Annotated in this window: 17 protein-coding genes; 11 read left to right on the top strand and 6 right to left on the bottom strand. The window is 42.1% G+C overall.

Annotated features, from left to right (window positions below):
• Positions 1-34: 34 nt before the first annotated feature.
• The 4 genes from cysI to LH29_RS18030 form a co-directional block, all read right to left on the bottom strand.
• Positions 35-1735 carry an assimilatory sulfite reductase (NADPH) hemoprotein subunit gene (gene cysI, locus LH29_RS18045; protein ID WP_045032471.1) on the bottom strand — a complete coding sequence of 567 codons (1701 nt, stop codon included), beginning with the start codon at positions 1733-1735 and terminating at the stop codon, positions 35-37.
• Positions 1736-1881: 146 nt separating this feature from the next.
• On the bottom strand, positions 1882-3687 hold the full coding sequence (locus LH29_RS18040; protein WP_045032468.1) for an assimilatory sulfite reductase (NADPH) flavoprotein subunit: 1806 nt from the start codon (positions 3685-3687) through the stop codon (positions 1882-1884).
• 41 nt (positions 3688-3728) lie between these two features.
• Positions 3729-4181 (bottom strand): precorrin-2 dehydrogenase/sirohydrochlorin ferrochelatase family protein, encoded by a 453-nt coding sequence (locus LH29_RS18035; RefSeq protein ID WP_045032466.1) that lies wholly within the window; start codon positions 4179-4181, stop codon positions 3729-3731.
• 5 nt (positions 4182-4186) lie between these two features.
• Positions 4187-4438 carry a DUF2061 domain-containing protein gene (locus LH29_RS18030; protein ID WP_045032464.1) on the bottom strand — a complete coding sequence of 84 codons (252 nt, stop codon included), beginning with the start codon at positions 4436-4438 and terminating at the stop codon, positions 4187-4189.
• A 628-nt stretch (positions 4439-5066) separates the two neighbouring features.
• Between LH29_RS18030 and LH29_RS18025 the strand changes: the two genes are divergently transcribed.
• The gene (locus LH29_RS18025) at positions 5067-7223 is read left to right on the top strand and encodes an elongation factor G (RefSeq protein ID WP_045032462.1); all 2157 of its coding nucleotides are present in this window, start codon (positions 5067-5069) and stop codon (positions 7221-7223) included.
• An 833-nt stretch (positions 7224-8056) separates the two neighbouring features.
• Here LH29_RS18025 and LH29_RS18015 read toward each other — a convergent pair.
• Positions 8057-8659, bottom strand: coding sequence for a hypothetical protein (locus LH29_RS18015; RefSeq protein ID WP_045032457.1), 603 nt, complete (start codon positions 8657-8659; stop codon positions 8057-8059).
• Positions 8660-9043: 384 nt separating this feature from the next.
• Between LH29_RS18015 and LH29_RS18010 the strand changes: the two genes are divergently transcribed.
• The gene (locus LH29_RS18010) at positions 9044-9991 is read left to right on the top strand and encodes a DUF7544 domain-containing protein (protein ID WP_045032455.1); all 948 of its coding nucleotides are present in this window, start codon (positions 9044-9046) and stop codon (positions 9989-9991) included.
• Positions 9992-10087: 96 nt separating this feature from the next.
• On the opposite strand, the gene LH29_RS18005 is transcribed toward LH29_RS18010, so the two are convergent.
• Entirely contained in the window at positions 10088-11377 is a 1290-nt protein-coding gene (locus LH29_RS18005; protein WP_045032453.1) for a T9SS type B sorting domain-containing protein, read from the bottom strand.
• A gap of 517 nt (positions 11378-11894) precedes the next feature.
• On the opposite strand from LH29_RS18005, the gene LH29_RS18000 reads away from it, so the two are divergent.
• From LH29_RS18000 to LH29_RS17960, 9 genes are all read left to right on the top strand, one after another.
• A complete protein-coding gene (locus tag LH29_RS18000; protein ID WP_045032451.1) occupies positions 11895-14225 on the top strand; it encodes an ATP-dependent helicase in 2331 nt (776 codons plus the stop codon).
• 185 nt (positions 14226-14410) lie between these two features.
• Positions 14411-14995, top strand: a complete 585-nt coding sequence (locus LH29_RS17995; protein ID WP_045032449.1) for a DUF4290 domain-containing protein — start codon at positions 14411-14413, stop codon at positions 14993-14995.
• 25 nt (positions 14996-15020) lie between these two features.
• The gene (murA, locus tag LH29_RS17990) at positions 15021-16325 is read left to right on the top strand and encodes a UDP-N-acetylglucosamine 1-carboxyvinyltransferase (protein WP_045032447.1); all 1305 of its coding nucleotides are present in this window, start codon (positions 15021-15023) and stop codon (positions 16323-16325) included.
• Positions 16326-16411: 86 nt separating this feature from the next.
• On the top strand, positions 16412-16933 hold the full coding sequence (locus tag LH29_RS17985) for a peroxiredoxin family protein (RefSeq protein ID WP_045032445.1): 522 nt from the start codon (positions 16412-16414) through the stop codon (positions 16931-16933).
• A gap of 158 nt (positions 16934-17091) precedes the next feature.
• A complete protein-coding gene (locus LH29_RS17980; RefSeq protein ID WP_045032444.1) occupies positions 17092-17682 on the top strand; it encodes a nucleotide exchange factor GrpE in 591 nt (196 codons plus the stop codon).
• 18 nt (positions 17683-17700) lie between these two features.
• A complete protein-coding gene (dnaJ, locus tag LH29_RS17975; protein WP_045032443.1) occupies positions 17701-18867 on the top strand; it encodes a molecular chaperone DnaJ in 1167 nt (388 codons plus the stop codon).
• Positions 18868-19190: 323 nt separating this feature from the next.
• Entirely contained in the window at positions 19191-19820 is a 630-nt protein-coding gene (locus LH29_RS17970; protein ID WP_045032441.1) for a Crp/Fnr family transcriptional regulator, read from the top strand.
• Between the two features lie 443 nt (positions 19821-20263).
• The gene (locus LH29_RS17965) at positions 20264-21436 is read left to right on the top strand and encodes a phosphoglycerate dehydrogenase (RefSeq protein ID WP_045032438.1); all 1173 of its coding nucleotides are present in this window, start codon (positions 20264-20266) and stop codon (positions 21434-21436) included.
• Positions 21437-21637: 201 nt separating this feature from the next.
• Positions 21638-23653 carry a transketolase family protein gene (locus LH29_RS17960; RefSeq protein WP_045032436.1) on the top strand — a complete coding sequence of 672 codons (2016 nt, stop codon included), beginning with the start codon at positions 21638-21640 and terminating at the stop codon, positions 23651-23653.
• Positions 23654-23752: the final 99 nt, after the last annotated feature.

The following is a 23752-nucleotide window of genomic DNA, read 5'->3' as shown; positions in this document are numbered from 1 at the left end:
TTTAAGTTTTGATTTCTATCTGTTACTAATGGAATTAGTGTTTAAAATCCTTGCCTTCTTTAATTTCCTCCACGTAATTATTGCGGATAACAAAGTCGCCAAAATGCTCGCCGTCCTTGCGGTTTGCTGCAAAATCAGCAATAATCGGACGTAGCTCGTTCAGTATCTCTTCCTCGTTGATGGTTTGTTTGTAGAGCGTGTTCAAACGCGATCCGTTAAAACTTCCACCAAGGTATAAATTGTAATAGCCAGGCGATTTACCGATCAGGCCAATTTCGGCCAGATAAGGACGCCCGCAACCATTGGGGCAGCCGGTCATACGAATTACAATTTCTTCCTTGCCCAGCTCGTGTTCATTCAGAATCGCTTCAATTTTCGATACCAAATCAGGCAGGTAACGTTCGGCTTCGGCAAAAGCCAGAGGGCAGGTTGGCAAAGCCACACATGCAATTGAATTTTTTCGCAAGCCGGAGATATCTTCAGGAGATACACCATAAGTCTTCAGCAAGGCATCCACCTTGTTTTTCACTTTTGTGCTCACTCCCGAGATGATCAGGTTCTGATTTCCGGTTAAGATAATATCACCGTCGATCACTTTTGATATCTCACGAAGAGCAGTTTTCAGTTTGTATTCTCCCCGGTCAAGCACGCGGCCGCCTTCTACAAAATATGTGAGGTGCCACTTTTTGTCGCTGCCTTTTATCCAGCCAAAATCATCTCCGTTTCGGTCTAAAACGTATTCGCGTTCCGGCTCCAGTTCATATCCCAAATATTTTGTCAGTTCTGCCACGAATTCTTCCACTCCCATTCTGTCGATGGTGTATTTTAAACGGGCCTGTTTCCTGTCTTTTCGGTTACCGTTATCACGTTGTACCAGCACCACTTTCTCTGCAACATCAATAATTTGATCTGGGGTACAAAAACCAATTACAGTTCCGGTTCTCGGATAAGTTTCGGGTTTCCCGAATGTAGTTCCCAAACCACCGCCAACAGCAACATTGTAGCCAACAATTTTGTCGTTTTCAACAATGGCAATAAAACCCAAATCCTGCGAAAAAACATCACAATCATTATGTGGTGGAATTACAATCCCGATTTTAAATTTTCGTGGCAGGTAACGGTTTCCGTACAACGGTTCCACTTCCTCTTTACTGTCGGCCACCAGTTTTTTATCCAACCAGATTTCGTGGTAAGCACCTGTTTTGGGCAAAAGATGCTCGCTGATATTTTTAGCTGTCTCAATCACTTCAGCATGAAACGATGACTGCGCCGGATTGGCATGGCTCATTACGTTACGGTTTACATCGCCACACGCAGCTATGGTGTCCATCAAATGGTCGTTCATTTCTTTAATGGTGGCCTTCAGATTGCGCTTCAGCACACCGTGCAACTGAAATGTTTGCCTTGTTGTCAATTTCAACGTACCATTGGCATATTTTTCCGACAACTCGTCCATTGCCAGCCATTGCCCTGGCGTAAATCTTCCGCCGGGCATACGCAACCGTATCAAAAATGAAAAGGCAGGTTCCAGTTTTTGTCGCTTTCGCTCTTTGTCAATATCGCGGTCCCACTGCTGATAAATACCATGGAATTTCGAGATTTGCGTATCTCCATCCGATATGGCCCCAGTAATCGGGTCGGCCAGACTTTCGGTTAAGGTTCCCCGTAAATAGTTACTATCGTATTTGAGCTTTTCAACTTCTGAAAGCTCCTGCCAGTTAATATTTTCACTCATAATTTTTGGGTTATAGTTTCAGGAGCGACTACATGAAGGTAGTTGCAGTCGCTCCTGCTATTTTTATTTATCCCGATGAACTTTATTCTCGGGATTCGTTCGACTAATAACTTTTAATGCGTTACACTTTTAAAAGTTGAGTCTCACTAATAAACATCGGTTTGGAAACGCTTCTCACGTTTCAAATTTTTCACATATTTTTCGGCTTGTTCCTCGCTGATTCCACCCTGAGTTTGAATAATATCAAGCAAAGCCTTGTTTACATCTTTGGCCATGTATTTCATATCGCCACACAAATACAAGTGAGCACCGTTTTCCAGCCAGTCGAACACTTCCTTTTGCTGCTCTTTTAGTTTGTGCTGCACATAAACTTTTTCTTCCTGGTCGCGACTAAAAGCAACATCTATTTTGGTAAGCACTTCATTTTTTAACAGCTTTTGCCACTCGGTTTGATACAGAAAATCGGAGCTAAAACGACGGTCGCCAAAAAACAACCACGACTCGCCTTTAATTCCCAGACTCTCGCGATGCTGCATAAATGCGCGATATGGAGCGACACCCGTTCCGGCACCAACCATGATAATTTTTGATCCGTTGGCCGGCAATTTAAACGACGGATTTTTGTCGATATAAACCGGTACCTGCTCATCAATCTCAATGCTATCGGCCAGGTGCGACGAACATGCTCCGTTGCGTTTACGATTCTTACGTTCGTAACGAACTACTGAAACGGTTACATGAACCTCTTCGCCCACACTTTCCATGCTTGATGAAATAGAATACAAACGGGGCGGAATAGGGCGTAAAACTTCTACCAGTTTATGCGCATTCCATTCGTATGGGTAATCTTCCAGCAAATCGAGCACATCGTGGCCATATAAATAATTGTCGAGCGCCTCATCGTCGGCAAGCAATTTAGCCAGTTCGGCATTCTTTGTTTTCTCCTGGTATTTGGTCAGCAGATCGAAAGTCAGTAAGGTAATTTCCAGATGGTGCGACAATGCTTCCTTCAAACTGTATTCCTCCTCTTCAATATCAACTTTCTGTTGCGGGTCGAAACCGGTAAAGGCAAGAATATCTTCTACCAGGGCTTCAGGGTTTTTAGTAAAAATCCCCAACGAATCTCCCGGTTCGTATTCCAGTCCCGATCCTTCCAACGAAAGTTCAACATGGTACACTTCTTTGTCGGAATCGCTTCCGGTAATCCGAACTTTCTCCAACACTGTTGCCATATATGGATTTGATTTCGAGAACTCCTCTCCAAAACCTCCTGATGGTGTCGATGATGTACCCGAAGCGACAGGCTCGGGGGTTTCAGTAGCCGACAGATTCAGCAAAAAGTTGTTCATCCACATTTCTGATGGCTGTTCGTAATCCACATCGCATTTTACGGCTGGCGTAATTCGGTAACCACCCCGGTTTTTTAAAGCCACATCAATTTCTTCACCGGTTTTACAAAAATGCTTGTAGGTTTTATCACCCAGCGCCAGCACCGAGTAGTTTACGCCCTCGAGCTGAGGCGCACGCGGCCCGGTTACATATTTGTAAAAATCTTCGGCCATATCCGGCGGGTCGCCCTCGCCATGCGTACTAACAACTATCGCTACATTATCTTCCTCATGCAGCTTTTTGTAATTGTAATCGTACAAACTAAAAACCTGGACATTCATTCCTTTAAACGAGGCTTTCTCTCCCAATTTTTCGGCCAGTCCCTGCGAGTGTCCGGTTTCGGTACCATACAAAATGGTAAGATTAATCGAACTTTGTGGTGCCGGAGCAGCTGCACTTACAGTTGTTCCTGCTACGGCTGGCACTTCAACTCCTCCAAGGGCTGCCAATCGCCCCTCAAAATAACCATTTAGCCAAACAGTCTGCTCTTTATTCAAGCCTTCAACCAGTTGGCTTAAAGCACTTAACTGTGCATCATTTAATGGATTTGCTTTTAAACTCATTTTTGATTTTTAATTACGAGATTGAATTGAACGCATCCAACTCAATCTTCAAGTTGCAACTTATCTTTTATTAAATTTCTTATTCTAATCGATTCATAAACATTCTCGCCATTCGAACTTACCGCCACCGAAATTTTTCCATGCCGGTAGATAGCAGGTGAAACAAACTGACAGCGATCTGGTTTATCATGAATATTAACTAATACTTTTTCTTCGCGGCAGTCCTTTTCTATTTGCCGGTCGAGCTCTTCGTTATTCGAGCAGGAATAAAGCATTAAATAGTCTTTTAAATAGTTTTTGTGGTATGGTGCTTCAATGTATTTCACCCCGCTGTTTTTTATTTCGTCGCATACATCAATGGCCAGTATCTCAACTTCGGCGTTGTGGCGCTGCAAGATCTTTAGCTTGCTGTAAGCACTTTGTCCGCCACCAACAATCAGTATTTTCTGGTTGGCAATATCAATTGCAATTGGTAAAAAATTCTTGTCTGCCATACTGTTTAAATTTCGTATTCAATTGGTGTATGTTTAACCCTTCCGAAGCTGATTTTGTTCCAGGCACGCTCATGAAAAAAGTATAACGCCATTTTTGTAAACAGCTCGACACCGCCAATGGTAACCGCAAAATTTATATCGCCCACCACAAACCAGGAGATCAGAATGGTATCGATGGTGCCAATAGTACGCCACGAAATCGTTTTTACGATACTCCTTCTTTTCCTCTCAACTGTATTTCCATTTTCTTTTGCCATACGCCATATCCCTGTTTAAACTATCATTCTGTCATCTGAATTTTTCTAAAAAAAAAAGCCCTTCTGCAAATACAGAAGAGCCTTTCAAATCGAGTAATATTTTCAATCTATGGTCAGTTCCTCTGCACAACAATAACATCACAACACATACACATCATACATGTCATTTTCATCATTGTTATTTTAGAGAAAGTATTAACCATTGCGCTTTAAAATTATTTCTATGTGACTTATATCACACAGTGCAAATGTAAACGAAAATTTCAGACAAAAAAGAATTTTAATCACTAATTTTTATTTGTTCTAAATTAATTAACAAAGCTACAAGGCGCTGAAACCCGGAAAAACAGCCCACATGTTTTTTAATTGACATATTTGTTATGCTATTCTGATAATTCGCTACACCCCCTTATTTATAATGATTTCAGACTATAACATTTATTAACAAAAGTGCTTAAAAAGCTGTATTGATGCATATTAACAACGCCCCGAAACAAGGGCCGGATTATATATTTTTTCCTCCTGATTTTTACCTCTTGATTGTTAATTAATTATTACTATTTTTGATGACCTCGCTTCAAAACGATGAAGAAAACGAGTATAAACAAATCAATAAAACTTATATACTATGAAAGTTTACAAAACCGATGAAGTTCGGAACATTGCTCTAATTGGTAATGCCGGCAGTGGGAAAACCACCCTTGCAGAAGCTATGCTGTTCGAGGGTGGAATTATAAAACGTAAAGGTGATGTTGGTTCGAAGAATACAGTATCCGACTACAACCCGATAGAGCAGGATTATGGCAATTCTGTTTTTTCTACCCTGATGCATACCGAATACAACGGAAAAAAAATAAATATAATGGACACCCCGGGGATGGACGATCTTTGCGGAGGTGTTGTTTCGTCGTTAAGTGTTACAGCGCTTGGTTTGCTAACGGTTAACGCATCAAACGGTATTGAGGCCGGCACCGAAGCCGCTGCCCGTCATGCCGACAACGCACACACGCCACTTGTTGTGGTTTTTAATCAGCTCGATCACGAAAACTCAAATTACGATAGCACACTTGATCAGTGCAAAACTACTTTTGGTAATAAAACTACCATAGTACAATACCCTGTTGATGCAGGAACAGGCTTTTCGGCTATTATCGATGTACTTAAAATGAAAATGTACACCTACAAAGACGATAGCGGCAAACCTGAAATTTCTGATATTCCTGAATCGGAAATGGAAAAAGCAGAAGAACTGCATAACGAACTGGTTGAAAAAGCTGCCGAAAACGAAGAAGCCTTAATGGAGCTTTATTTCGATAAAGGAACACTTACCGAAGATGAAATGCGCAAAGGTATTAAGCTGGGAATGCTCGACCTTACGCTTTTGCCTGTATTCTGTACCTGTGCTAAGAAAAGTATAGGCGTTGGCCGTTTAATGGAATTTATTACCAACATTGCACCGACACCTAAAGAAAAGAAAATGGGTAAAATTGTTGCCGGAAAAGAGGTAACAATGGATGCTTCGCAACCACCAAGCCTTTTTGTGTTCAAAACGGCTGTTGAGCCTCACGTTGGTGAGATCACCTATTTCAAAGTAATGTCGGGGGTTGTTAAAGAAGGTTTAGACCTCATCAACTCGAAAACCGGAAACAAAGAACGCCTATCGCAGGTATTTGTACCCGATGGTAAAAGCCGCGAAAAAGTGGACGAGCTTCATGCAGGCGACCTGGGTTGTACCGTTAAACTGAAAGAAACACGATTTAACCAAACCCTGGCAGCCAAAGAAATCGGAACTGCATTTGCTCCGATTGTATTCCCTACGCCGCGCCATACAGTAGCAGCCAAGGCTGTTAACGATTCTGACGACGAGAAAGTAGGCGAAATTTTAAGTAAGATCAAATACGAAGATCCAACCTACGTAATTGAGTACTCGAAAGAATTAAAACAACAACTGATACACGCACAGGGCGAATACCACCTTAACGTATTGAAATGGTATTTCGACCACGTTCACAAAGTAGATGTGGAATACCTGAAACCAAAAATTCCTTACCGCGAAACCATTACCAAACCTGCTCAGGCCGATTACCGCCACAAAAAACAATCGGGTGGTGCCGGACAGTTTGGAGAGGTACACATGATTATTGAACCTTACGAAGAAGGTGCTGCACCTAAAACCATGTTTAAATTTGGCGATAAGGAACAAAAGATTTCGGTTCGTGCGGTTGAAGAACACAAACTCGACTGGGGTGGAAAACTGGTATTTGTTAACAGTATTGTTGGCGGATCGATCGACGCCCGTTTTTTACCGGCCATTCTGAAAGGAATTATGGAAAAAATCGAGGAAGGCCCGCTTACCGGTTCGTATGCCCGCGATATTATCGTTTACATTTACGACGGTAAAATGCACCCGGTTGACTCGAACGAAATTTCGTTTAAACTGGCCGGACGTAATGCTTTTAGCATGGCCTTTAAAAATGCCGGTCCTAAAATTCTGGAGCCAATTTTAAATCTTGAAGTTTGGGTACCGTCAGACCGCATGGGTGATGCTATGAGTGACCTTCAGGGACGTCGTGCCATGATTATGGGTATGGGCTCGGAAAAAGGCATGGAGAAAATTACAGCCAAAGTACCGCAAAAAGAAATGTACAAATACACCACTTCGTTGAGTTCGATTACCGGTGGAAGAGGCGTGTTTAGTATAAGTTTCGACGGATACGAAAAAGTACCTTCGGATGTACAGGAAGAACTGCTGAAAGCTTACGAAGCCGAGCAGGAAGAAGAATAGACCATTTTCTAATCCATTTTACTATAACTAATAAATCCCGGTTCGTCAGCTGACGGATCGGGGTTTTGTTTTTATGTCCGACCGAATCAAATTCCCTTACCGCAGCCACGCAACATGCTCCCGCAACATTTTTTTCAACTATTACATTGCCGCTACAAGCCTTCCACAACTTTTTCTTGTATGCCGCAGCCGTGTAGCGAGGTCGCCACAAAAATTTCACCCGTGCTACAGCCGTGTAACAGGCTTTCTACAATATTTTTTGCCTGTTACAGCCCTGCAACAGGCGAGCCACAAAACTTTTTCCTAATTACAATACTGCGACAAGCCTTCCACAATATTTTTTTGCATGCTGCAACATTGCGACATGCCTTCCACAACCTTTTTTCGTATATCGCAGCCGTGCGACAAGGTCGCCAGAAAAATTTCTTGCTTATTGCAGCCGTGCAACGCGCGAGCCACAACATTTTTTTGCTTGCCGCAGCGCAGTTACAAGCAAGCTACAACTTTTGCTGAGCAATTACACGAATGCAGGAAGCCTAAAATCAGCGAGTTACAAAGACTGCAAAATTAAGAAACTATCGGGAAGCTGCTTACAGTAAGGTTTAAGGGCTAAAGCCCGGTTAAGAGGAGCAATGCTTAACCCCGGCATTAATGCCGGGGTTATTGATCCCACTACCAAAGCAGGGCTTTAGCCCTTAAGTCCAAGCCAATCAAAAAAAAGTATCCGAGCTGTATTTACGGCAACTTATACTGATCGGATACTTTAGTATTACAAACAAAAACAGCCGAACTAAAAGTCCGGCTGTTTTTATATTTTCTGATAATTCAATTCTCTACGATTTTATCGAACCCTTTTTTAGCTCCAGGCGCGTTTGATGCAATTCCATATTCATTTTGGTGTAACGCTCCAGTGCATTCTTTTTATGCGTTTCGTATTCCTCTTTTAACTCATCGTAATCTTTTTTGGTACGGCGCGTAACAGAAAGACTTCGTTTGTACAAAAGAAAAACAAAACCGGCCAATACCAAAACTCCGGCAATAAGCAAATACATAGTTACCGAATAAACATTCTTATCCAATTTCATCCCTAAAACCACGATTGAATTCTGCAATTTCAAACTCTCATCAAGCTGCTCCTGCAGGTTATTCATTTCTGCATCTTTCGAGCCTATTTCGCTGTTTAGATTTCGGATCTGTGTGTTTTTCTGCTCCACACTTTTCTCCAACACACCAATGGTATCGGTAAGTGCGTTGTAGAAATCATCCAACTGATCTTCTTTCAAAAAATAAGATCCATTCCAGAAATTAAGGTTCTCTTTAAAAACTTCGTATTGGCTGGGCAAGGATTGTTCCTGTTTCCAGGCGTTTATATCCTTTTTGGCGAAGGAATTAAAAACAACAAAAACCAATACAACTACAGCAAATATCCTTTTCATATAACAAACAATTTTCGATTTAATGGTCGGACCTTTTAATAGCCCATTATCTGTAATAAATTCAATAACTATTCAACGTAACGCAGAATCCCTACACTTGTTATTCAACTGTAAAGATAAATACGGGAAGTACACATACCATATACACTCCGTGAATATACGCACAATATAATAAAGGTTTGCCTGAGGAAGCAAATATAAGGAATTGAAATAAACTAATACCAACCTGAAGTTTAAAATTTTTCAGGATTCGCAATGCAGGATTAAAACAAAATATAATAGCCGGAAAAATAATGAATAGGCTCATGTAGGCTATTTATGGGCAATTGGTTTGGTAATTTTTAACGAATGCTATAACTTGCAGGAAACCAAAAAACTACTGCCATGCAAATTAGCTACAGTCAACCACTTTCTGCAGGTTGGGACCGCATGAAAAAAGCCTTGTTCCAACCCTTCGATATTAACAAATGGATGAAAGTAGGATTTACAGCCTGGCTGGCCGGGCTAACTGATTGCGGCGGCGGTAGCGGATCGGGAAACAGCACCGGAAACAATGCCAACTGGGACGAGTTTTTCAGCTTCCCGCAAACGGCCTGGGACTGGCTGCTCGATAACCCGGTTTGGGCCAACCTTATTCTTGTAGGGTTGGTTATTCTGTTTCTTATAATTTCGGTGGTTATTTGGGTAAGTTCGCGCGGAAGATTTATGTTTCTGGATAATGTTGCGCACGACAAAGCCGAGATCAGCAAACCCTGGCACGACTTCCGAAAACAGGGGAACTCTCTTTTTATTTTTCAATTCTTTTGGGGCTGGTTCGCTTTTGCCGTGTTTGTATTAATTGCCGCCTACTGTTTTGTTACCGGTAAAGATTTATATCTTACGCATGCTCCCAAGGCGGTTATTTTCGCCGGAATTACACAAATGATACTGCTGTTTATCGGATACCTGATTGTGTTTGGATACATATCGCTGTTTCTGAAAGACTTTGTGGTGCCCATCATGTACAAACACCGTGTTGGTGTATTAAAGGGCTGGGGCAAATTTCTGTTGCTGTTTGGAAGAAGGGCATTGCCGTTTATCCTTTACGGGCTGTTTATTTTTGTATTGGGAATTGCAGTTGGCATTGCCATTATTTTCTTTGCACTGATTACCTGCTGCATAGGTCTGCTGCTTATTGCCATCCCCTATATTGGAGCGGTAATATTATTGCCAATAAGTTATACATTCAGAGCCTTTAGCATAGAGTTTTTGGCACAGTTTGGCGATGAATACAATGTATTTCCACCGACAGTAGAACTCGCTGACGACAGGAATGAAATTAGCAGGGAGTAGATTAAAATTTTCTGAATTATATCCTCTCTCTTGTCTCCCACCCTTCCATGATGGGAAAAGGATGTGTATAATAAATCTAATTTGAAATTTTAGCCTCTAATCTTTTTCGCGAAACAGGTGAACAAACCCGTGTTTCTTGCGCTTTTCGCCATCGCGGCCGGTTCCTACAACATCGTAGAAATAAACTCCCGGGCTGGCATAACGCCCTCCAATTCTTCCATCCCAAACGGTTTCGGTCCAGGTATCCTCAAAACCACGCACATCGCCACTTTTCCAGTAATGAACACGCCTACCCCAACGGTTAAAGATGCTGATCTCTAAACTTTGCATCGATTGAAATTGAACAACAAACTCATCGTTAACACCATCACCATTTGGAGTAAATACATTAGGGATAGCAATATCCGAAGAGTCTACCACAATATAATCATCCATATAAACGGTATCAGCGCAAGTCAAAGTATCGGAGAGGTGTTTTGAAACCAGCCGAACCATGTAAGTTCCTGAGTTTTCGTAGGTATAAACAGGTGCATCGTCGTAAGCTACAAAATCGATACTGTCAACCGGATTTCCGGTTCCGTCCGAATCCGCTTTTATAGCATTTAAATCACGGTAGAAATACCATTCATAATAACCCGGTGTTCCATTTTCAGAGTTATTCGAAAAAGTAACCTCAAGCGGCGCTTCGCCTTCCATCGGGCTAGCAGTAAAACTGGCTTTGGTAACAATCGTTTCATAGGTAAGTGTTGCCTGTGCATCGCAGCCAAATTTATCGTAAACACGCAAAGTGTAGTTTGTATTCTCTGCAGGCGGATCATAAACCGTTAAGTTAATTACGGAAGCAATCCGGTTGCCATCTTCGAGCCACTCTACCTGCACATCTTTATTCACAAAAAGTGGCGCGTTGTTGCTTAAATCGTAATACGTCAGCACGGCCGAGTTCAATTCTCCATTCATCACAAAATGTTCGCAGTCTGAAACGGCAAGCTCTCCGCCGGCATACATCCAGTTGTTAAAAACCCAGGCACGGTCGATTTCGGTAGTTGTTCCCTGCGTAATGGTTATCCGGTAGCAACCATCGGCCAAACCAGTTATTTGCGACGAAGCAGCGTCGGTAGTTTCCTGGTATTCTTCATTAAAAGTTCCGCTTGTTTCATCATACTTTTCCCACAACCACGTTTTTGTTCCTGCCAGTGCAGTAGTGGCGGTTAAAGCACCAACTTCCGCCGAAGAATCGTTACTGCAGAAAATAAAAATGTCGTCGGTTTCCGGGAATACCGGGTATTGTGTTAGATCTGTGGCATCGGCTCCGGGCGAAGATATTTGTGCCTGTAGAGCGTAAAAAGAAAATACCAGAATAGTTACAATAAAAAGACTTCGCTTCATAAATTATTGCTCTTTAAGATACAATATTAACGTATAAATTTCATTTAATTGCGTGTTATTCCAATTGTTTTTCAACGTAAAGCTTACGCGAAACGGCGAAATTACAATGGTCAATCATCGGTGTTATACGCAAAAATAGTGAACCGCATTCGAAATACCGAGGTCTTCGATAATACCGATAAGAAATTAAACCGAGCTTTTGATTCGCAAACTCCTAAAAGCTCTTTAATTTTCTATCGGCATTAACTCCCGTATTTTCGGAATAATCTCAAAGTCTCGCCAAGGATTACTTTGAAATACAACTGGTATAATTTGTTAATAAAACACCGGCAATAAGGGAAAGATTCCACCCGACATCATTAATTTTGCAGGCAGAACAACCTGCCGCGTCGGTTGTTGTTTTACTACGATTGAATTCTGAATGTTTTACCGAAAATCGCCCACACACGGAAATCGGCTAACAAACATTTAATTCGGTCAGTATTTTATATTTGCAAGCAGAAAAAAGAAATCTATAGTGTTCGATTATCTTCAAAATTTAAATGAGGCCCAACGAGAGGCTGTTCTTCGTACCGAAGGACCTGCACTGGTTATTGCAGGCGCCGGATCGGGGAAAACGCGTGTTTTAACGTACCGTATTGCCAATTTGCTGAAACAGGGCGCCAAGCCGTCAAGCATTTTATCGCTGACTTTTACCAATAAGGCAGCCCGCGAAATGAAAGAACGTATTGCCAGCGTGGTAGGCGAAAATACCGCCCGCTACCTGTGGATGGGTACTTTCCACAGTATTTTTGCGCGTATTTTGCGCTTTGAACACGAAACCATCGGCTACCCGGCAAACTTTACCATTTACGACAGTGCCGACAGTAAAAGTTTGATAAAAACGATCATCAAAAGTTTTCAGCTCGACGATAAAATTTACAAACCGGGAGTGGTTGCCAGCCGTATTTCGATGGCAAAAAACAACCTGATTACGCCCAATGCGTATGAAAATTCAGCAGAAATTCGAAGCGCCGATAAAAGCATGCGTATGCCACAAATTGCGCAGATCTATAAAGAATATGCCAAACGCTGTTTGCTTTCAGGAGCTATGGATTTTGACGATCTGCTGTTGAAAACAAACGTGTTGTTTCGCGATCATCCCGAGGTGCTGAAAAAATACCAGGAGCGTTTTGGTTACGTGATGGTTGACGAGTACCAGGATACCAACTACTCGCAATACCTGATTGTGAAAAAACTGGCTGCAGCGCACAAAAACATTTGTGTGGTGGGCGACGACGCGCAAAGTATCTACTCGTTTCGTGGTGCGCGTATCGAAAATATTCTGAATTTTAAATCGGACTACCCTGAGCATAAAGTGTTTAAGCTGGAGCAGAATTACCGCTCTACACAAACCATTGTTAACGCTGCCAACAGCATTATTGCCAAAAACAAAAGGCAAATTCCGAAAAAGGTATTTTCTGAAAACGCCACCGGGAAACCTATAAAATTGATTTCGGCTTTGACCGATAATGAAGAAGGATTTTTGGTAGCACAGGAAATTGCCCAATCGCAACTGCGCGATCATTACAAGTACGAAGACTTCGCGATTTTGTATCGTACCAATATGCAGTCGAGGATTTTTGAGGAATCGTTGCGCAAAAGAAATATTCCGTACAAAATATACGGCGGCTTAAGTTTCTATCAGCGTAAGGAAATTAAAGACCTCATCTCCTATTTCCGAATGACGATAAACCCGGCCGATAACGAAGCGCTAAAACGTATTATCAATTATCCGGCGCGCGGAATTGGGGCCACTACCCTTGCCAAGTTGGAGGCTGCTGCAATTAATAACGAAACATCCATTTGGAAGATTATTAGCGATTTGCCAACGGTTAACCATGCCAATTTAAACAAAGGCACTGCTGGTAAAATTCTGCATTTTGTGGGATTAATTCAGAGGTTTATGCAACTATCGCAAGACAGCGATGCTTTTGATACGGCCAAAACCATTGCCGAACAAACCGGTATTCTGAAAGAATTGTATACCGACAAGTCGCCCGAAGGATTGAGCCGCCACGAAAACATCCAGGAACTGTTGAACGGTATCCAGGAATTTAGCATCAACGCCAAAGAAACCGGGGAACCAGAAAAACTGGAAAATTACCTTGAAGATGTGGCACTTCTTACCGACCAGGACAACGAAAAAGAAGAAGACCGCGATAAAGTGACGCTGATGACGGTGCACTCATCGAAAGGACTGGAATTTAAAAATGTGTTTGTTGTGGGTATGGAAGAGAACCTTTTCCCTTCGAACCAAAACGGCGATAACAAACCCGAAACACTGGAAGAAGAACGCCGGCTGTTCTACGTGGCACTAACCCGCGCCGAAGAAAACGCCTGGTTCTCGTATGCCAACCAGCGCTACCGTTGGGGAAATCTCGATTTTTGTACGCCAAGTCGTTTTCTCGAAGAAATTGATGAGCAGTTTCTCGATACTTCGGCAATCGCTGCACACTCCTCTCCTACACGCCGGGCTCAGAGTAACGATGACATCCAGCCCGAACGTTATCACCAAAATCCTATTCGCCGTCAGCCACCCGGAGCATTTAAAACACCCGAGTCGCAAAACTTTTTTAATAGAAAACTCGTTTCGTTAAAGGAAAGCAGCAGAGCACAAAATACTTTCCAGGGCGATGCACCGGAAAAAATACAAACCGGGATGGTGGTAGAGCACCAACGTTTTGGCGAAGGAAAAGTAATTAATATTGAAGGCGTTGCACCAAATATAAAAGCTACCGTGTTTTTTAAATCGGGTACACAGAAGCAGTTGCTGCTAAAATTCGCCAAACTAAAAATTAAGGGATAAGAGTAACGAGAAGCGAACCACGAGTTTCGAGGATCAAGTATCCAGAATCGAGGATCTAGTATCAAAAAAACGAACTAAAAAATAAAACTTCGGGATTTATCGGGAAATGATTAGTTTTGTAACATCATTTCGCAAATAAATCCAATTTACTTGAAAGTTAGATTTTTAGCATTAAACATTTACAGATGGATTATAATACCAAGAGAAAAAAAATGGCCCTTCCTGAATATGGAAGAAATATACAAAACATGGTTGATTACCTGATGACCATTGAAGACCGCGAAAAACGAAACAAATCGGCACAAACGGTTATCGATGTAATGGGCAACCTTTTCCCTCATTTACGCGATGTTCAGGAATTCAGACACAAACTCTGGGATCACCTGGCCATTATGTCCGATTTTCAACTTGACATTGATTACCCTTACGATCCGCCAACGCCGGAATCATTAAAAGAACGCCCCAATACGGTACCATACACCAAACATCGCATAAAGCACAAGCACTACGGCCGCACCATGGAGCTTTTGATTCAGGAAGCCGATAACTTTGAAGGTGAAGAGCGTGACATCATTATTGAACAACTGGCCAACCACATGAAAAAATCGTACCTCGCGTGGAATAAAGATGCCGTTGAGGACCACATGATTTTTAGTGATCTGGAAGAAATGTCGCGTGGAAAATTAAAAGTACCTGAGGGAACTCAACTGGCCGACTCCAAAACACTGGTTAGTGCTCCAAAGAAGAAAAAAGTAAAAAAGAAAAAATAGGTAATACGCTATAATATCACACCCCATGTCGACTTTCAAAATTGAAGGTGGTTTTAAGTTAAAAGGAGACCTTGAGCCGCAAGGAGCAAAAAACGAGGCGCTTCAAATAATATGTGCCACCCTGTTAACTGCCGAACAAACGATCATCGAGAATATTCCTGAAATTCGGGATGTGCTGAAATTAATCGAGATTCTGAAAGGATTGGGGGTTCAGGTGGCTCGTCTGGCCAAAGGCAAATATAGTTTCGACGCCTCCAAAGTCGATATCAATTTTCTGAAAACTGAGGAATACGCCCAGCAAGCCGCGGTACTGCGTGGTTCGATAATGATTATCGGCCCGCTGTTGGCCTGTTTCGGACAAGGTTTTATTCCGCAACCGGGTGGCGATAAAATTGGTCGCCGCAGAGTTGATACTCATTTTATTGGTTTACAAAAGCTGGGTGCCCGTTTTGATTTCGACCGCGAAAACAAATGGTACTCCGTTTCAACCGAAAAACTTACCGGAGCTTATATGTTGCTCGACGAGGCTTCAGTTACAGGAACAGCAAACATTGTAATGGCTGCCGTTTTAGCCGAGGGAACCACAACAATTTACAACGCAGCCTGCGAACCTTATCTGCAGCAACTTTGCAAAATGCTGGTTTCCATGGGTGCCAAAATTGAAGGAATTGGGTCCAACCTGCTTTCCATCGAAGGTGTTTCATCATTAGCAGGATGTACACACCGCATTCTTCCCGATATGATTGAAGTGGGTAGTTTTATTGGCCTCGCTGCTATGACAGCCTCCGAAATCAACATCAAAAATGTGGGTATTGAGCACCTGGGAATTATTCCCGAATCGTTTCGCCGCCTGGGAATTAAGGTTGAACAAAATGGCGACGATCTGCTGATTAAGGACACCGAACATTACGAAATAGATTCATACATCGATGGATCGATAATGACCATTTCGGATGCGCCCTGGCCGGGACTGACACCCGACTTATTAAGTGTTTTCCTTGTAGTGGCCACACAAGCCAAAGGAAGTGTGCTTATTCATCAGAAAATGTTTGAAAGCCGTTTATTCTTCGTGGATAAACTAATTGATATGGGGGCGCAAATTATTCTTTGCGATCCGCACCGTGCCACCGTAATTGGCCTCGACCGAAAAAATACCTTACGTGCCACAAAAATGGTATCGCCCGATATTCGTGCAGGTATTGCATTGCTAATTGCTGCCATGTCGGCAAAAGGAATCAGTACTATCGATAACATCGAACAGATCGACCGCGGTTACGAAAATATCGATGGCCGTTTAAATGCCCTCGGCGCTCACATTTCAAGAATGTAAACGCGATGTTAAAACTTTATCCGGAGCTTTGTGTTACTACTTAAAATTCTATATTTGAACTTTTTAGAAATAACAATACGCAAAAGATGAAAAGATTTATTTTACTGGCAGCGATCATTTTTATGGGCACAACTTTTATTAATGCCCAGGAACTTGGTTTAAACATTGGCAATAAAGCACCCGAACTGATTGGCAAAGGACCAAATGGTGAAACCATAAAATTATCCGACTTAAAAGGCAAAGTTGTGTTGATTGATTTTTGGGCAGCATGGTGTGGTCCGTGTCGCCGCGAAAACCCAACTGTTGTTGCCAACTACCAAAAATACAGAGACGCCAAATTTACTGTTGGCAAAGGATTTACCGTTTTTGGTGTGTCGCTCGACGATTCACCCGAAAGATGGAAAGCAGCCATTGAACAAGACGGTCTGGAATGGCCTAATCATATTTGCGATTTCCAGAAATGGAACTCAAAATACCGTATGATTTACCAGGTTCGCGGAATTCCCGATAACTACTTAATTGATGAAAACGGGGTAATTATTGCCAAAAAACTTCGTGGCCCGTCACTTGACGCTGCTCTGCACAAAATTCTAAGAGAAGAGCTGTAGACACTACTTTAAAAATAGTATAAATCGTTCAAATTGGCACTCGGAATCAGATTCGGGTGCCAATTTGTCGTTTATATTTGCATGGCAAAATTTTTGCTATGTCAGCGTAGCATAAAAAAGGCTTACAGTTAATTATTTATACTGAAAAATTAGGTAAAATGGCAGAAGAAAAAGTAAACAAGGAAACAGAAGAAGAAAAAGATATTGCAGCTCAGGTTGAAGATGCTGCAGCCGAAAAGGAAGAAAAAGCGGACGATAAAAAAGACAAGAAGAAAAAATCGAAAAAAGATAAGAAGGAAGAACAGTTGGAAGAATTGGGCCAAAAACTTCAGGAGCTTCAGGACAAACACCTGCGTTTGCAAGCTGAGTTTGACAACTTCAGAAGAAGAACGATGAAAGAAAAAGCCGACCTGATTAAAACGGGAGGCGAGTCGGTTATCGTTAATATTCTTCCGGTTATCGACGATTTTGAGCGTGCGCTTGATTCGATGAAACACCTTGAGGACGAAGATGCAGGCAAACACGGAACAGCACTGATATACAAGAAATTTCAGGAGTTCCTGAAACAAAACAACGTAAAAGAAATTGAAGCTCAACATGCTGATTTTGATGTTGACCTGCACGAAGCCATTACAAAAATTCCGGCTCCAAGCGAGGAATTAAAAGGTAAAGTAGTTGATGTAATTCAAAAAGGTTATTGCTTAAACGAAAAGGTAATCCGGTTTGCCAAAGTTGTAATCGGAGAATAAAAATTCAGAGGAGGAAGAATGGCAAAAAGAGATTATTACGAAGTATTGGGAGTTGGCAAAAGTGCTTCTGCTGAGGAAATAAAAAAAGCTTATCGTAAAAAGGCTATCCAATATCACCCGGACAAAAACCCGGATGACAAGGAAGCTGAAGAGAAGTTTAAAGAAGCAGCCGAAGCCTACGAAGTACTTAGCAATCCGGAGAAAAAACAACGTTACGATCAGTTCGGCCATGCCGGAATGAGCGGCGCTGCCGGTGGTGGCGGTTTTAGCGGAGGCGGTTTCTCTGACATTGAAGATATCTTTTCGGCTTTTGGCGACATTTTTGGCGGACATTTTGGCGGATTCGGTGGATTTAGCGGAGGCGGTGGCCGAAGCAGAGGTGGCCGGAGAGTGAGCCGGGGTTCCGATTTGCGCGTTAAAGTAAGGCTGAACCTCCAGGAAATTGTTAACGGTGTTGAGAAAAAGATAAAAGTAAAAAAATACGTAGCCTGCCAGCATTGTAGCGGAACCGGAGCTAAAAACGGCTCATCGTATTCCACTTGCGGAACTTGCGGTGGCGCCGGTCAGGTAACACGTGTTCAGAATACTTTGCTGGGGCAAATGCAAACCACTTCGGCTTGTCCAACCTGTCAGGGCGAAGGGAAAATGATCACCGACAAATGTAATCACTGTGCCGGCGAAGGAGTTGTTCGCGAGGAAGAAGTGATCAACATCAAAATTCCGGCTGGTGTTGGCGAAGGCATGCAGCTGAATGTTTCGGGAAAAGGAAACACCGGACGACGTGGCGGTATAAACGGCGACTTGCTGGTGGTTATTACCGAAGCTGAAGACGAGGAATTGGTTCGCGACGGAAACAACCTGATCTACAACCTTTTCTTATCGTTCCCGGAAATTACGCTGGGTACCACAGCCGAAATTCCAACCGTTGACGGAAAAGTGAAAGTTAAAATTGAGCCCGGTACACAACCCGAAAAAATACTTCGCTTACGCGGAAAAGGTATTCCCGATGTAAACGGTTACGGACGCGGCGATTTGTTGGTTCGTGTACATGTTTGGATTCCTAAAAAACTGAGCAACGAAGAAAAACGTGCGTTGGAAAAACTTCAGGATTCGCCTGGATTTCAGGGTGGACCTTCAGCACAGGAAAGATCATTCTTTCAGAAAATGAAAGACATGTTCGAGTAAAAAGATATAGTAACCATAAAACGAAAAAAGATTCCTAACTGAATGGGAATCTTTTTTTGTTTTCGGAAATGTGATTTAATGAAGGAGAACGGAAAACATTTTAATCAGAAAATTTCAGACAAAATCCGTATTTCATTGATTTTTTTTGCAGAAATGCGGCACAACATTAAATTTGCTGAAATTGAACTACTAATACCGATTAGCAATTGAATGAAGCCTAAAATTCGTTTTACTCTTAAAGCCTTTTCAATTGCCTGTCGGCATTAACCATTATAATCTCAAAACTTCGCTTAAGGCTCAGTTTGAAAAACAATTGGTAAAACATGGAAGATTTTTATACACGATACAATTTTCTTGAACCCGAATTACAGGAAGAAATTCTGCAGGTTGCCGTAAGAAAAAAATTTGCTCAGCACGAAACCTTAATTCGTGAAGGTCAGTTTATTTCCAGTTTCCCAATGGTATTGAAAGGACTGATACGCGTTTCGCGCACCAGCGAGGCCGGTAACGAATTACTGCTTTATTACCTGCAGGCCGACGAAGTATGTGCCATGTCGTTAACCTGTTGCATGGCTCGCCAAATTAGCGAAGTTAATGCCATTGCCGAGGTGGATACCGAGGTGCTGATGATTCCGGTGGAAATGCTTGATGCCTGGACAAGCAAATATCCCCTGTGGAAACAATACGTGATGCAAACCTTTCAAAACAGGTTTCGCGAATTAATCAATACACTTGATGCGGTTGCCTTTTTAAAACTCGATGAGCGTTTAGTCAAATTTTTTATCGACCGACATAAAAAATCGGGCGTTCAGACTTATTCAGGTACACATCAGGATCTGGCTCTTCAACTCAATTCATCGCGCGAAGTGATCTCGCGCCTGCTAAAAAAGCTGGAAAAAGACGGAAAAGTTTCACTTTCAAGAAATTTTATTGATTTTTCCGGTGTTTTGTGACTTATATTACATACCCGCTAGTATTCTATTATTTTATTTGCAGGTATAAAATCTAAAGACATAATAGTTCATAACTATTGTTTCATAATTTTTTGGGTTATAAAATCGGTTAGTAGTTGAAGGTTGATGAGCCAGGCTGGAGAGTCTGGCTTTTTTTTGCTTTTACCTAAAGTAAAATCCGCCATTTCAAATTCTCACTCCCGCACTCCCATTTCCATATACCATTCTTTAAAACGAATAAGGCTTCAATTCAAAATAAAATCGGATGTACTTTCTGGTCTTATTCATTAATGTTAATTTCATATTGATAATTAATCCCAGCGATCACTTATAATTTATAGATATAATGCTGATATTTGTCATTAAAATATATGCTACCCAATATTTTGCATTTTTGGATAGTGTTATCAGCTACAGAGAATATCAATTAAAAAGCAAGCTACATGTTTAAAATTCAAACTCTGAATAAGATTGACCCCGATGGTCTGAAACTATTTCCACTCGACAATTATGAGATTGCAAGCGAGCTTCCAAACCCGGATGCTATTGTTTTGCGCAGTTTTAAAATGCATGATGTTGAAATTCCATCGTCGGTAAAAGCTGTTGCAAGAGCCGGCGCAGGTGTGAATAATATTCCAATCGAGAAATGCACCGAGAAAGGTATCGTAGTTTTTAATACACCGGGAGCTAACGCCAACGGAGTAAAAGAGGCTGTAATTGCCGGAATGCTTATGGCATCGCGCGATTATATTGGCGCAGCTAACTGGGCAAAAACACTAATCGGACAGGGCGATGCTGTTCCGTCGTTAGTGGAACAAGGTAAAAAGAACTTTGCCGGAGAAGAAATTAAAGGAAAAACACTGGCCGTAATTGGTTTGGGAGCCATTGGTGTTTTGGCAGCAAATGCCGCATCGGCACTGCGTATGAACGTAATTGGTTACGACCCATACATGTCGGTAAAACACGCACTGAAACTGAGCCGTGAGGTAAAAGTGGTTGAAGGGATTCAGGTGTTGTTGCAACAAGCCGATTTTATTACAATCAACATCCCGTTATTACCCGATACAAAAGGATACATCAACAAAGACAAATTTGCCATGATGAAAGATGGCGTTAAAATTCTGAACTTTGCACGTGGCGGTCTGGTAGATCACGCCGATTTAAAAGTGGCTATCGAGTCGGGTAAAGTGGGCAAATATATTACCGATTTCCCTGATGAAGAATGCCTGAAACTGGATAACGTAATTTCAATTCCTCACCTGGGTGCTTCAACAAAAGAGTCGGAAACCAACTGCGCTATTATGGCCGTTGAACAAATGCGCGACTACCTGGAAAACGGTAACATTAAAAACTCGGTGAATTTCCCTGCTGCCGAACTGGAGCGCAACGGAGGAAGCCGTATTTTGATTGCCAACCGCAATGTTCCGAATATGGTAAGCCAGATTTCAACTGTTTTGGCTGCCGAAGGATTGAACATTGATAATATGCTGAATAAAAAACGCGACGATATTGCGTATAACATTATCGATGTTGACGCTGAAAAAATTAACGACAGCGTAAAAGAAAAACTGTTAGCTATCGATGGAATCTTTATGGTTCGTTTGATTAATTCATAAAGCGTAACAGTTTAAAGAAATATTTCACAAAAAGGAGAATCAGGGTTATATCTGGTTCTCCTTTTTTTATGCCAGCAACTGCATCGAGCTCATTGCTAAATTATTATTAATAACAAGCAAACCCGCTTTCCAAGTCCCTCTTTTTTACTATTTTTGGCGTTCCTGTCCTGCCTAAAGTAAATTGAAAAAAATTACAAAAAAATGAGTAAAAGTATTGAAGTTAAAGCAGCTGATAATGTTCGTATTCTGGCTGCCGCAATGGTTGAAAAAGCAAATTCGGGCCACCCTGGCGGAGCAATGGGCGGAGCAGATTTTGTAAACATCCTTTATTCTGAATTCCTTAATTACGATCCATCGGACATGACATGGGCAAACCGCGACCGTTTTTTCCTCGATCCGGGCCATATGTCTCCAATGCTTTACGGAATTTTATCGTTGGCAGGTTTTTACAGCATGGAAGATGTTGCCAATTTCCGTCAGTGGGGAAGCGTAACTCCGGGACACCCCGAAGTTGACGTTGAGCGTGGTGTTGAAAATACATCAGGTCCACTCGGACAAGGCCATGTTATGGCAGTTGGTGCAGCCATTGCCGAGCGCTTTTTGGTAGCTCGTTTTGGCGAGTGGATGGCGCACAAAACATATACTTTCATCTCTGATGGTGGTATTCAGGAAGAAATTTCGCAGGGTGCGGGTAGAATTGCCGGTCACCTGGGATTGAGCAACCTGATCATGTTCTACGATTCAAACGACATTCAGCTGTCGACAGAAACCGACGAGGTGACTACTGAAGACACTGAAATGAAATATAAAGCCTGGGGTTGGAATGTGGTTACTATTGCCGGTAACGATGCCGATGCCATTCGTAAAGCTTTAAAAAATGCACAGGAAGAAACTGAAAAACCAACCCTGATTATTGGTAAAACAATTATGGGTAAAGGTGCTATTACTGAAGATGGTGCAAATTTCGAGCGTCAGTGTTCAACTCACGGTCAGCCATTATCGGGTGCCGGTGCATCGTTTGCAAAAACAATTGCGAATTTGGGTGGCGATCCTGAAAACCCATTCGTAATTTTCGATGATGTAAAAGAATACTACGAAAAACGTAAAGCAGCGTTGATTGAAGCTGCAGCAGCAAAAAAGGCTGAGCAGGCAAAATGGGAAGCTGCAAATCCTGAATTGGCAGCAAAACTAAAAGCTTTCTTCTCAAACGAAATTCCGGAAATCGATTACAGCAAAATTGAGCAAAAAGCAGGCATCGCAACACGTGGTGCTTCTGCAACTGTTCTTTCGGTATTTGCCAAGGAGGTTGAAAACATGATCGTGTCGTCTGCCGACCTTTCAAACTCGGATAAAACGGATGGTTTCCTTAAAAATACATCATCGTTTAAAAAAGGCGATTTTAGAGGACAATTCCTGCAGGCAGGTGTTTGCGAGCTTACAATGGCCGTAATTATGAACGGTATGGCATTGCACGGTGGAGTGATTCCGGCATGTGGTACTTTCTTCGTATTCAGCGATTACCAAAAACCGGCGGCACGTCTTGCTGCACTGCAGGAACTACCGGTTAAATACATCTGGACGCACGATGCATTCCGTGTAGGAGAAGATGGTCCTACTCACCAACCTGTTGAGCAGGAGGCGCAGATTCGCTTGTTGGAAAAATTGCAAAACCACAGCCACAAAAACTCGATGCTGGTATTGCGTCCTGCCGATGGTAACGAAACTACCGTTGCGTGGAAAATGGCTATGGAAAATACCGATACTCCAACAGCTCTTATTTTGTCACGCCAGGGAATTAAAGACGTTACTACATACGAAACAGCACAGGGAGCTACAAAAGGTGCGTACATCCTTCAGGATTGCGAAGGTACACCTGATGTAATTCTGTTGGCAAGCGGTTCGGAAGTAAGTACTTTGGTTGACGGTGCCGAATTATTGGCCAAAGACGGTGTGAAAAGCCGTATCGTTTCTGTTCCTTCTGAAGGTTTATTCCGCACACAAAGTGCCGAATACCAAAAAGAAGTTCTTCCTGCAGGAGTTACTAAATTTGGTTTAACTGCCGGATTGCCTGTAACACTTGAAGGACTGGTTGGAATGGACGGAAAAGTGTTTGGTCTTGGATCATTTGGATTCTCTGCTCCGGCCGGAGTATTGGATGTAAAACTGGGTTATACAGGCGAAAATGTATACAACCAGGTAAAAGAATTATTGGCATAACAGCAATAACCTTATAAATAAAAAGGTGCATCTTTACGATGCACCTTTTTTTGTATCCTCTTGATTTTTATATAAGAAAGTGTTCCTCAATTTTACTAT

This window comes from Draconibacterium sediminis (genome assembly GCF_000949475.1).
GTDB classification, from domain to species: domain Bacteria; phylum Bacteroidota; class Bacteroidia; order Bacteroidales; family Prolixibacteraceae; genus Draconibacterium; species Draconibacterium sediminis.
Note: the sequence above shows the minus strand (reverse complement) of the source record. Positions and strands in the feature narration are given on the sequence as shown.